The sequence below is a fragment of the Herbidospora daliensis genome (assembly GCF_001570585.1).
Taxonomy (GTDB): domain Bacteria; phylum Actinomycetota; class Actinomycetes; order Streptosporangiales; family Streptosporangiaceae; genus Herbidospora; species Herbidospora daliensis.
The window spans coordinates 797883-809912 of the sequence record NZ_BBXF01000002.1; the positions used below are offsets into that span (position 1 = coordinate 797883).

Consider the following 12030-nt stretch of genomic DNA (forward strand, 5'->3'; position numbering starts at 1 on the left):
CGCCGATCACGCTGCCACGTATTCAGTTAGCCGGAGATGCCACTCCCCGGGTGATTAAGGAGGTTTGTAACACGGATGTTTCCGCTGGGCCCAGGGGTGATCAGGTAACGATTGCGATCAGTGCAGCGGCTTCGGCAGTTTGATCGTCACGATGCGGCTCTTCACCCCGCTGTCGACGAGGCGTCCGTCCGTGCCGAACTCGCCGAGCCCGAAGTCGTTGTCGTTGGCCACGACGATGGTGCGCGGGTCGAGGATCGCCAGGCCCTCCACCTTGCCGGGCAGCGTCGGGGCGACCTTCGACAGGTCGGCGACCAGCGTCTTCGGGGCCGGGCGCACCTGCGTCAGGTCGGTCAGCGCCTCCAGCGACGGGGTGGTCGAGGTGCGGTCGTACCGGCCGCCGAGGAGGTTCTTGGCCTTGGCCAGGTTGATCTCGTAGACGTGCGCGACCTTGTCGGTGCGCTCGTCGACCAGGATCCGGTCGCCCGCGACGTGGGCCAGGCCGGAGATCTTCATCTGGCTCTGGTCGCCGTTGTACGACGGGTCGAAGGTCGTGATGTCCTCGAACTGGTAGGCGTACTCGCCGGTGACCCGGCCGCGCCGGATGTCGAACGTGAGGATGCGCGCGGTGCGCGAGACGTCGCCGACGGCCTTCGTCGGGTTCTGCAGCGGGCTCTGCACCGCCAGGTAGAGCGTGTTGCCGTTGATCGCCAGGCCCTCGAAGCCGCGGTTCTGCGGGCGCAGCGACAGGATGCCGGGCAGCACGTCCTTCACCGGGTAGTCGGCGCCGGTCAGGTTGAGGCCCTGGGGCACGTACCGGGCGATGACCCGGCCCTTCGGCGACACGTGGATCAGCGAGGGGCTGTACTCGTCGACCAGCCAGAAGTCGCCGTGGCGGTCGACCACGACGTCCTCGGTGTCGACGCCGCTCGGGTTGTAGCCGAGCTTGGTCAGGCCGTCCCAGGTGTACGGCAGCTCGTCGTGCCCGGCCTGGTTCGACATGCCCGTGACGGGCCGGCCCGACCGGCCGGTGATCGGGATCCACTGCTTGACCTCGACGCCGAACCGGGTCGACACCCGGGCGATGGCCGGGGCGAACTCGGGGATCGGGAAGGTGCGCCGCTTCTCGCCCGCCACGGTCGGCTGCCCGTTGGGGCCGCGGTCGGTGACCATCCAGAACTCGCCGCTCCGGGAGGCGGGGAACAACCCGGAACCGATGCCGCCGAGCTTGACGCCGCGGTCGTCCTGGATCGACGACTGGAGCTCCTTCAGCGGGACCGAGGGGATGGTCACGTCCGAGACGACGACCGGGGCGGGGGCGGGCTTCGCCGTGGCCGTACCGGGAACCACGAGCGTCGCGGCGGCCAGGGCCAGACCGGCGAGAGCGGGACGGAGCATCGGCGTACCTTCCGTTATGTCACAAGATTGCCAGCCGACCACCGTAATGACCGATTCTGAACGCCGGGCCTCATCCCGATGAAGGGAAACCGGCGGGCATGCGCATCGGCCCGCCCCCGAACGGCCCGCCGCCGACCAGCACGGTCGACCCCGCCATGTAGCCGAACTCGTCGGTCGCCAGCGCGACCACCGCCCGCGCGATCTCCTCGGGCGTCGCCATGCGTCCCAGCGCCGGGACGTTGAGCGGCCCCCACGCCTTCTTGAACCCCTCCCAGACCGGACCGGGCAGATCGGGCCGCACCAGCGCGGTGTCGGTGGTGCCCGGCGCGATGGCGTTCACCCTGATCCCCCGTGGGCCGTAGTCCATCGCGGCGGTCTCCACGATGCCCTTCATGGCCTGCTTGCTCGCCGTGTACGCCGCCCCTCCCGGCCGGCGCGACTCGGAGGTCGTGCAGATGATGACGCCGCCGTTCGCCAGCAGGTGCGGGACCTCGTACTTGATGGCCAGGAACACGCCTCGGGCGTTGGTGTTCTGCACGTCGTCCCAGTCGGCGACGGAGAGCTCGTGCAGCGGACCGGTCTTGGTGATGCCGGCGTTGTTGAACGCGACGTCGAGACGGCCGAACGCCCGCACGGTGTCGTCCACGAACCTCTGAAGTTGCACGGGATCGCGGACGTCGGCCCGCACGTAACGGGCCCCGGTCGCGGCGGCGACCCGGGCGCCCTCCGCCTCCCGCCGCCCGCAGAACCCCACCCGGGCCCCCTCGGCGGCGAACGCCTTAACGGCGGCCTCCCCGATGCCGGAGGTGCCCCCGGTGACGAGCACCACCTTCCCGGCGAACCGCCCACTGGGCGGCGCGGCGGCGGCCGGACTGGTCGGCGGGTCACGGAGGAACGGCGGGACGACGACGGCCCCGGCCAGCGCCGCGGCCCCGGCCCCGGCGGCGGCGAGCCCGAGCACGGCCCGGCGGGCGGGCTTGCGTGGCTTCTCAGTCAGTGGTTCATCGCTCATGGGCTCAGCGTCGCCTTCCGAAGGCGCACGCACCTCCTGCTCCGGGACCCGCCGGATCCTCCGGCCGCAGGACCAGAAGAGGACGGAGGCGTTGAGGAATACCGCAAGGCGATCTTCGCGCATCGGGGGAACCGGCCCGAGAAGACCTGGGACGCATCATGGGGCGGTCCCGTCTCGGTGCAGGATGACGGGACCGTTCTCGCCATCCGACTGCTTCCGCGCTGCGGTCACTGATCGAGGACCGCACACGGTGCACCTGCGAGCTCATCGGCCTTTGGGGGATGCTGACCCCATGTCCCGTGTGCCGGCCGACGCCGCCGCTCAGGCGGCCGAGCTGGTCGCGGCGGCCCGCGACGACCCGACGAGCCGGCTGAAGCTGGCCGCCCGGAGCTACGAGCGGCCGCGTGGCCTGCGGGCCTACCGGCGGGCCGAGCTGGCGTTCATGCGCTGGCAGGTCAACCGGGGCCTGATGGCTCCCGAGACCGGCAGCCCATGGTGGCGCGCCGTCAACGAGACCCTGCTTCACGACACCACCGAGGCGTCACTGCTGGTCGACGGGGTTCCGGGCGAGCCGAGCAGCCCGGCGGTCACCCACTGGACCAGGTTCCTGCGTGCCCCTTCTCCGAGCGGCTGGTATCTGGCCCACAACGCCAGCATCGTCGCCGGATATCTCGCGCACCGGGCGCTCGTCGAACGGGAGACCGCGCTCGAACGCTTCTTCATGGACGTCGCCCTGCTGCGCGTGTTCTACGCCCACTGCCTGCTCGTCCGTCCCGGGCTGGCCCTCGGACGGCTGGCCCGCCTGGGGCCGCTGCTCGGCGACCCGCGGCGCAGGGGCGCCGACCTGTTCCTGTCGCTCTCGGACGTGCTGCCCGACACCTATCCCCTCGGCGACGAGCCGATCGAGAAGATCCTCGAAGGCGAGAACTTCCTCGGCCGGGTCTTCGACTACGGCGTCATCGTGCCGAGGCTCGAACCGCTCTATCTGGCCGCCGCCGAGGATCTCGGCGAACCGAGGGTGGCCACCCTGCACTGCGCCGACTTCCCGGTGTACGCGTGGCCGTACGAATACCGCCACGTCTGGCGCACCAGCCGTTCGCTCGCCGGGATCGCCCTGGTCAGGGCACTGATCGGCCCGGTCCGCGCCTGAACTTCCCAGGCTCCGGGACATGAGCCTTCTCGCTGTGCACGACATCCGCGCCGGCGCCCAGCTGGGCGGCCGATACCAGGCGGCCATCACGGCGGGCACCGGGGTGGGCCCGGTCCTCGGCGGGCTGGTGTCCGCCTGGCGCTGTCTTCCGGGACGCCGGAGAGATCTGGTGTGATTGGTCCGTGTTGAGGCTCCTCGGGCGGGATGACGAGCGACGGCGGCTGGATCTGCTGCTCGGCAACGCCCGCAACGGTCACGGCGGTTCGCTTCTGATCAGCGGGGAGCCCGGGATAGGCAAGACGGCGCTGCTGGAGGCGGCGACCACCGGCGTGGCCGGGCTCCGGCTGATCCGGCTCGACGGCTTCGAGTCGGAGATGGAGTTGCCGTTCGCGGCCATCCAGCGGCTGACGATCCCGTTGAGCGACCACCTGCCCGCGCTGCCCGACCGGCAGCGTGAGGCGATCAGGGTCGCCTCGGGCCTGGCCGAGGGGCCGCCGCCCGACCGGTTCCTGGTCGGGCTCGGCGTGCTCGGGCTGTTCGCGGCGGCGGCGGGCGACGTGCCGATCGTCTGCGCCGTCGACGACGCCCACCTGCTCGACCAGGAGAGCCTCGACGTCATGGCGTTCACGGCCCGGCGCATCGCGGTCGAGCCGGTCGCGCTGCTCTTCGCGGGCCGCGACGAGCAGGGCATCGCGTCCCGGCTCGCCGGGGTGCCCGAGCTGCTGCTCCAGGGGCTCACCCAGGAGCCGGCGACCGCGTTGTTGTTGCGGTCGTTGTCGGCGCCGATCGATCCGGCGTCGGCGGCGGCCATCGCGCGGGCCTCGGGCGGCAACCCGCTCGCGCTGATCGACCTGGCCGAAGAGGCCCGCGACATGACCGGCCTGGGCTTCGGCGGCGACCCGATCCCGGTCGGCCGCCGCCTGGAGGCCCACTACGCCCGCCGGCTGGGCCAGACCGACCCGCACGTACGCCTCTGGGTGCTGCTCGCCGCCGCCGACACCACCGGCAACGTCGACCTGATCACCTCGGCCGCCCGCGCGCTGGGCCTCGACGACGAGGTGGCCGAGCGGGCCGAGGCGATCGGGCTGGTGGAGCTGCACGAGACGGTCAGGTTCCGGCACCCGCTGGTCAGGTCGGCCGCCTACAACGCCTCGTCGGGCACCGACCGCAGGCGCACCCACCGGGGCCTGGCCGAGGCGGCGGCCGGGCTGGGCATGGTCGAGCTCGAAGCCTGGCACGCCGCCAAGGCCACCATCGGCACCGACGCCCGCGTCGCCGACCGGCTCGAACACACCGCCGACCTGGCCGCCCGCCGGGGCGGCCTCGCCTCCCGGGCCAGCATCCTCACCCGCGCCGCCGAGCTCACCCCGTCGGGGCCGGTCAGGAACTCCCGCCTGGTCGGCGCGGCCGAGGCGGCGCTCGCGGTGGGCGCGGTGCAGGTCGCGGGCGAACTGCTGGGCCACGTCGACGACGCCACCGCCGGGCCGGTCGAACACGGCCGGGCCATCGTCGTGCGGTGCGCGCTCGGCATGTTCGCGAGCGACGTGAGCATCCTGCCCCACTCGGCCGCCCACCTGGTGGCGGCGGCCGACGCGTTCCGCGGGCACGACCCGGAGCGCGAACGCGACGCCCTGCTGCGGGCCTACGAGGCGTGCGCCGTCACCGAGCGGCTGATGGCCGGCATCACCCAGCGGGAACTCGGGCTGCGCATGGAGGCGGGGGTGGCCGGCGGCGGCCCGGAAGCCGGCATCCTGGCCGGCTTCGCCTCGGTGGTGCTCCGCCCCTACGCCGAGGCGGTGCCCCGCGCCCGCGCGGCCTTCGACGCGATCATGGCGCTGCCCGACCACGAGATGATGCACATGGGCTCGGTCATCGCCGCCCTCGGCACCTTCCTCTGGGACGACGCCGGCCGCCGGTCCGGCCTGGCCCGCGCCGCCTCGGCGGCCCGGGAGGCGGGCGCCCTCCAGGCCCTCGACACCCTGCTCTGGGTCACCTCGCTCGCCGAGCTGACCGGCGGCACGGTCCGCCGGGCCGAGGAGTCGCTCGCCGAGATCCGCGACGTCCGGCTGGCCATGGGCTACGACGCGGTGAACGTCATCAACGCCGCCCTGATGGCCTGGACGGGCGAGCCCCGGCAGGTCGTGCTGGCCATCGGCGAAGGGGCCAACGCCATGGGCTACGGCGGGGTCGGCAGCGCCACCGCCGCGGCCCTCGGCCTGCGCGACGTCGCCGAAGGGGCCTACCGCGACGCGTACGACCTGCTCAAGCCGCTCATCGACGACCCCTTCCTGCACGTCACCTCGACGCAGTACACCGACTTCGTGGAGGCGGCCGTGCGCAGCGGCCGGGCGGCCGAGGCGCGGCCGCTCACCGAGCGGCTGATGGAGACGGCCGAGGTCAACGGGTCGAGCTGGTGCCGGGGCGTGGCCCTGCGTTCGCGGGCGCTGCTCAGCGACGACCCCGAGGCCGACCACGTGGCCTCCATCGAGGCGCTCGGGCCGACCCACGCGGAGATCGAGCTCGGCAGGGCGCACCTGGTCTACGGGGAATGGCTGCGCCGCCAGCGCCGCAGGAGAGAGGCCGGAGAGCAGCTTCACATCGCGGCCAGGCTCTTCGAGCGGGCGGGCGCGCACATCTTCGTACCGAGGACCAAGGCGGAACTGGAGGCGGCCGGGCTGAAGGCCGCGACCGCCGCCGGGTCGGAGATGCCCGACCTGACCACGCAGGAGCTGACCATCGCCCGGCTGGCCGCCGTGGGCCGCACCAACGCCGAGATCGCCGCCAACCTGTTCATCAGCGTCAACACCGTCGACTACCACCTGCGGAAGGTGTTCCAGAAGCTCGGCATCTCCTCCCGCCGCCAACTGGCCGACAAACTACGTGAATCGCGTGGTACGTAGCCCCCCGCCTCCAAGCGACGCTCGAGTCATCCCACTCGAGCGAAGGAGGCCACAGTGGCCTTTGTCACCGCGGACGACGGTGCACGGATCTTCTACAAGGACTGGGGGACCGAGGGGTCCCCGGTGCTGTTCAGCCACGGCTGGCCGCTGAACGCCGACGCCTGGGAGGCCTCGGCGCTGTTCATGGCGAACCACGGCCACCGGGCGATTGCGCACGACCGGCGCGGCCACGGCCGTTCCTCGCAGACCTGGCACGGCAACGAGATGGACACCTACGCCGACGACCTGGCCTGCCTGATCGAGCACCTCGACCTGCGCGACCTCACCCTCGTCGGCCACTCGACCGGCGGCGGCGAGGTCGTGCGCTACATCGGCCGGCACGGCACCTCGCGCGTCTCCCGCGTCGTGCTCGTCGGCGCGGTCCCGCCGCTGATGCTCAAGACCGACGACAACCCCGAAGGGCTGCCGATCGAGGTGTTCGACGGCATCCGCGCCGGCGAGGCGGCCAACCGTTCGCAGCTCTACCGCGACCTGGCCGACGGCCCCTTCTTCGGCCACAACCGGCGCGGCGACGTCGCGCAGGGTTTCAGAGACGCGTTCTGGCTGCAGAGCATGGCCTGCGGCCACCGCGCGGCCTACGAGTGCATCGCCGCGTTCTCGGCCACCGACTTCCGCCCCGACCTGGCGAAGATCGACGTCCCGACGCTGATCGTCCACGGCGACGACGACCAGATCGTGCCGTTCGAGGTCGGCGGCAAACGTTCCGCCGCCCTGATCGACGGCGCGGTTCTGAAGGTGTACGAGGGCAGCGGCCACGCCCTGCCCGACACCGACCGCGACCGCCTCCACGCCGACATCCTGGAGTTCATCTCATGACCACCGTCGTCCTCGTCCACGGCCTGTGGGTCACCCCGCGCAGCTGGGAGCAGTGGGTCCCCCATCTGGAGTCCAAGGGCGTGAAGGTGCTCACCCCGGCCTACCCCGGCTTCGACATCGAGGTCGAGGCGCTGCGGGAGAACCCCGACGTCATCGCCAACCTGACGGTCAACGACACGGTCGCCCACCTGGCGTCGGTCATCGAGGCCGAGCCCGAGCCGCCGATCATCATCGGTCACTCGTTCGGCGGCACGCTGACCCAGCTGCTGCTGGCCAAGGGCCTCGGCGCGGCCGGCGTGGTGATCGACTCGGCCCCGACCGAGGGTGTGCGGGTCAACCCGATCTCGCAGGCCAGGTCGTTGTTCCCGGCGCTGAAGAACCCCGCCAACCGGCACCGCGCCGTCGGCTTCACGCCGGAGGAGTGGCACTACGCCTTCACCAACACCCTGTCGGAGGAGGACTCCCGCGCGGTCTGGGAGCGGTACGCCATCGCCGCCCCCGGCTACTGGGTCTGGGAGTACGGCCTGTTCGCCAACTTCAAGCCCGGCCACCAGGACACGTGGGTCGACTTCGACGCCGACCGCGCGCCCCTGCTGTTCATCGCGGGCGAGAAGGACCACATCATGCCGCCGTCGGTGAACCGGTCGAACGCCAAGCACTACAAGAACTCGCCCGCGCTGACGGAGTACCACGAGTTCGAGGGCCGCGACCACTGGACCTGCGGCGCGCCCGGCTGGGAGGCCGTCGCCGACCACGCCCTGGAGTGGGCGCTGAAGCACAAGCGCTGACCTCAGGAAGCCGGCCCGCTCCCCCTGCCGGGGGAGCGGGCTTTTCGCTACCCGGCCGAAAGTTTCTCTCGAAAGCGCCAGTAGATCGCTGCATTCATCTGGTTGCATTGTGAACACGTCTCAAATTGATGGCTTCTGACCTGCGTATTCGCCTGTGAGCTGCGGGTTCAGGTTTCGGAGATGTTTCTGAAAGTTGTTGACAGCTCCGAGGTCCCCGCTGACACTTTCGGGGAAACCGATCCGCTCCCGTCGGTCGTTCCGAGCCCCTTAGGCAGGGAGGAAGCACACCCATGAAAAAAGGCTTAGCGGCCGCCGGAATCTGGGCCACGGTGATGGCCATGATCACGTTTCTGCCGGGCGTCGCCCAGGCGGCCGTGACCACGAACCAGACCGGTAACAACAACGGCTACTGGTACTCCTTCTGGACCGACGCCCAGGGCACGGTCTCGATGGAGCTCGGTTCCGGGGGCAACTACAGCACCTCGTGGCGCAACACCGGCAACTTCGTCGCCGGCAAGGGCTGGCAGACCGGCAGCCGTCGCACGGTCTCGTACTCGGGCAGCTTCAACCCGTCGGGAAACGCATACCTGACCCTCTACGGGTGGACCCGCAACCCGCTGGTCGAGTACTACATCGTCGACAACTGGGGCACCTACCGCCCGACCGGCTCCTACAAGGGCACGGTGACGAGCGACGGCGGCACCTACGACATCTACGAGACGACCCGCACCAACGCGCCCTCCATCGAGGGGACCCGGACGTTCAAGCAGTTCTGGAGCGTGCGGCAGCAGAAGAAGACCGGCGGCACCATCACCTCCGGCAACCACTTCGACGCGTGGTCGCGGGCCGGCATGCAGATGGGCAACCACGACTACATGATCATGGCGACCGAGGGCTACCAGAGCAGCGGCAGCTCCAACATCACGGTCGGCAGCAGCGGTGGCGGCGGCGGCAGCAACCCGACGCCCACCCCCACCAACGGCGGCGGCGGAGGCGGCGGCGGTTGCACCGCGTCGCTCTCGGCGGGCCAGTCGTGGAGTGACCGCTACAACCTGAACGTCTCGGTGAGCGGGTCGAGCAACTGGACGGTCACGATGAACGTGCCGTCGCCCGCGAAGATCAGCTCGACGTGGAACATCTCCGCGTCCTACCCGAACGCGCAGACCCTGACGGCACGGCCCAACGGCAGTGGCAACAACTGGGGCGTGACGATCATGCGCAACGGCAACAGCACGTGGCCGACGGTCTCCTGCCAGGCAGGCTGACCTATCGACCAGCGGAAAGCCCAGGTGATCGGTGCCTGGGCTTTCCGCCGTCCTCGGGTCAGGCCGGGCAGGTCTGACCCGGGAGGGTCAGCGAGGCGCGGGCGTGGCTGATGACGACGTCCACCCCGGCGACGGTGGTGACGTGGACGGCGTTGACCTTGAGTCCGGTGCCGTTCCCGTAGGGCACCCGTTCGTTCAGCACGATCTTGGCGACCAGCGGGATCGTGATCGTGTGGTTCACCGGCGGGTTCGTGATCGTCGAACCGTTGACCTTGAGCGTGGTGAAGGTGGTCGTGCCCGAGGTGGTGACGGTCCCGCTCTCGGTCGCGGTCGCCGTCGCCTGAGCGGTGATCTCCTCAGCCGTGATCAGGCCGTTGAGCAGGTTCAGCTTCGCGGTGGTGGCCTTGGCCCGCGCGGTACGCAGCCCGTCGGGCCCCACCGTGCCCGCGGCCTCCGTGGTCAGCACCCCGAGCGAGGCGACGGCCGGGAGGATCGCGGTCAGCAGCGAGTCGTTGTCGGAGCCGGGCGTGGCCGTGCAGGTGACGTCTGACGGCACCAGCGCCGCCCCGCCGATCAGCGGCGCGGTCACCTTCGCCGCGTGGGCGTGGGCGTCGAACTTGTGCTCCGGCGCGACGAACGACACCGACGCGCACGCCGCCGGCGGGTTGATGCCGACCCGGTCGGAGACGTCGGCCGGGCAGGTCGAGTACTCGCCGATGACCCCGGCCTTCACGGGGATGTTCACGGTGCAGCTGGTCACGCCGTCGCCGATGCCGCCCCCGGCGGAGACGACCCCGTTCACGACCGAGACCGACGGCTGGTCGCAGTCGCTCGTCGCGGCCCCGGCCGGGGTCAGCCCGTCGGGCAGCGCGGTCTTGAACGACCAGCCGTTCTTCTCCCGCAGCTCGGAGGTGTTGGTGACGGTCAGCTTGAGCGTGGCGGTCTGGCCGATCGCCGGGCTGCCCGGCGTGTAGGACAGGCCGAGCTGCGGGGTCACGTCGAGCACCCGCACGTTGTCGATCGCCCCGTCGTTGCCGTTGGTGCCGCCCTGCGTGTTGACCAGGCGGATGCCGAGCTGTGACCCGGAGAACAACACGGGCGCGTCGCTCGTGTAGGTGCCGACCGAGATGCCGCTGATCACCGCCCCCGGGTTTGCGCAGGTGTCGATGGGCTGGCTGAACGTCGGGATCGCGGTGTTCCCGTCGAGCAGGTAGAACACCATCAGCGGGTGGACGACGTTGCAGTTGACGGCCGCCGCGTCGACCGAGAAGGTGACGAACCGGTTGCCGCTCCCGATGGACACCGGGCTCTCCGTCTCCAGCTGCACCTTGTTGGGGCCGGGAGGCGTGTGCGTGAAGGCGGTCACGGCGTGGTTGGTGGCGGGGTCGCCACCGGCCCACTGACCCAGGGCCCCGGCCAGATCACGGACGACCGGCCACCATCCGCCGCACTGCTGCGCCAGCGGAGGCGCGACGGCCGGGTTGAGCCGGCTGGCGATGAGCCCGTTGCACGAGGTCAGCCAGGCGGGGTCGGCGGTGTAGGTCATGGCGTGGGGCGCCGGACCGGTGTAGTCGGTGACCATGACGGGCGCCGTGCTCACCCCGTTCTCGAACTCCTCGCTGAAGATGACCTGCGGATCGGCGGGCGCGGCGGCGGCCGCCCGCGGGGCCAAGACGGCGGTCAGCGGGATGAGGGTGAGCACGACCGCAGGGACGATTCGTCGCAAAGGTGGAATCCCTTCGTGGCGAACTGGCGGTCCTCAGTTCGTACACAAAGTCTCCGACGAACTACTCCCTGTCAAGAAACCGAGGCAATTGTCAGTAGTCACGCCATTCGTCGGGTTCAGCCGAATCGCTGGCCGACGGCTCCTGGATGTGGGTCTCCGCGCCCCAGCCTCTGAGCAGGGAGTCGGTGATCCGGGTGACGACGCGGGTAGGGCCCATCTTCTCGGCGTCCGACGTCCAGACGCGGCGGACCAGCCCGTCCTTGCCGATCCAGATCCGCCAGACGATTTTCTGCTTCGCGTCGTTTCCGGTCGGTCGTTTGCCGCCATAGTTGCGCTGGAACGCGGGAGAGACCCGATAGAGATCGGGGTGACTGATGACGCCTCGGTAAAGGGTGGTCGGAGTGCGGTCGTAGACCCCGCCGGCGCTCTTGCTCACGGCGCGGGCCAGCAGCGCCTTCAGGGTGGCGGGCTCGTCCATGGCGATGTCGCCCGCCGAGAAGTGCGGGATCGAGCCGGGTTCTTCGTATTTGACCCACGTCTTCGTCGGCGGAGTCAGGCACCACCAGCCCTGGCAATAGGAGCGGTCCTTGAAGATGAGGTAACGGAGCGGTGGGTCGGGGTATCTCGGATCGGCGACGTCGCGCCGGTCGACCGCCACGACCCCGTCAGGACCGAATTCGACGCGGGATTTCTGCCGATAGTCGGAGTCCTCCTCTTCCACGGTGGAGACGGCCGTCGTCATGGAGACGCCTCGACCGGCCACGAACTGGGCCCGGAGCGCGTCGGGCGGCGTCGTGGACACCGTGGTGAATACCGTGGCGAAAGCCGTGGTGGAAAACGTGATCGACGCCATGGCCGTCGCGGTGACGGCGATTCGGAATAAGCGCTGCATTCGACCCATCCTTTCGCCGCACCGAA

General features: G+C 70.5%; 10 protein-coding genes. 6 read left to right on the top strand and 4 right to left on the bottom strand.

All coding sequences use genetic code 11. From position 1 onward, the window contains the following. Positions 1 to 117: 117 nt before the first annotated feature. Positions 118 to 1395 carry an esterase-like activity of phytase family protein gene (locus AW274_RS10150; RefSeq protein WP_062430789.1) on the bottom strand — a complete coding sequence of 426 codons (1278 nt, stop codon included), beginning with the start codon at positions 1393 to 1395 and terminating at the stop codon, positions 118 to 120. A 70-nt stretch (positions 1396 to 1465) separates the two neighbouring features. Continuing rightward, the gene (locus AW274_RS10155) at positions 1466 to 2407 is read right to left on the bottom strand and encodes an SDR family NAD(P)-dependent oxidoreductase (RefSeq protein ID WP_062430790.1); all 942 of its coding nucleotides are present in this window, start codon (positions 2405 to 2407) and stop codon (positions 1466 to 1468) included. A gap of 292 nt (positions 2408 to 2699) precedes the next feature. Between AW274_RS10155 and AW274_RS10160 the strand changes: the two genes are divergently transcribed. The 6 genes from AW274_RS10160 to xynA all read left to right on the top strand — a co-directional run bounded on the left by AW274_RS10160 (position 2700) and on the right by xynA (position 9386). After that, a complete protein-coding gene (locus AW274_RS10160; protein WP_062430791.1) occupies positions 2700 to 3557 on the top strand; it encodes a hypothetical protein in 858 nt (285 codons plus the stop codon). Between the two features lie 19 nt (positions 3558 to 3576). After that, on the top strand, positions 3577 to 3732 hold the full coding sequence (locus tag AW274_RS40145; protein WP_157519976.1) for a hypothetical protein: 156 nt from the start codon (positions 3577 to 3579) through the stop codon (positions 3730 to 3732). 7 nt (positions 3733 to 3739) lie between these two features. Continuing rightward, a complete protein-coding gene (locus AW274_RS10165) occupies positions 3740 to 6457 on the top strand; it encodes a helix-turn-helix transcriptional regulator (RefSeq protein WP_062430792.1) in 2718 nt (905 codons plus the stop codon). Between the two features lie 54 nt (positions 6458 to 6511). Further along, positions 6512 to 7333 (top strand): alpha/beta fold hydrolase, encoded by an 822-nt coding sequence (locus tag AW274_RS10170; protein WP_062430793.1) that lies wholly within the window; start codon positions 6512 to 6514, stop codon positions 7331 to 7333. Then, positions 7330 to 8121, top strand: a complete 792-nt coding sequence (locus tag AW274_RS10175) for an alpha/beta hydrolase (RefSeq protein ID WP_062430794.1) — start codon at positions 7330 to 7332, stop codon at positions 8119 to 8121. The genes AW274_RS10170 and AW274_RS10175 overlap by 4 nt, the downstream gene beginning before the upstream one ends. Positions 8122 to 8459: 338 nt before the next feature. Then, entirely contained in the window at positions 8460 to 9386 is a 927-nt protein-coding gene (xynA, locus tag AW274_RS10180) for an endo-1,4-beta-xylanase XynA (RefSeq protein ID WP_439648755.1), read from the top strand. 58 nt (positions 9387 to 9444) lie between these two features. Here the strand turns inward: xynA and AW274_RS10185 are convergent, their stop codons facing one another. Both AW274_RS10185 and AW274_RS10190 read right to left on the bottom strand, forming a co-directional pair. After that, entirely contained in the window at positions 9445 to 11112 is a 1668-nt protein-coding gene (locus tag AW274_RS10185; protein ID WP_157519978.1) for a choice-of-anchor P family protein, read from the bottom strand. A 91-nt stretch (positions 11113 to 11203) separates the two neighbouring features. Further along, on the bottom strand, positions 11204 to 11965 hold the full coding sequence (locus tag AW274_RS10190; protein WP_157519980.1) for a hypothetical protein: 762 nt from the start codon (positions 11963 to 11965) through the stop codon (positions 11204 to 11206). Between the last annotated feature and the right edge of the window lie 65 nt (positions 11966 to 12030).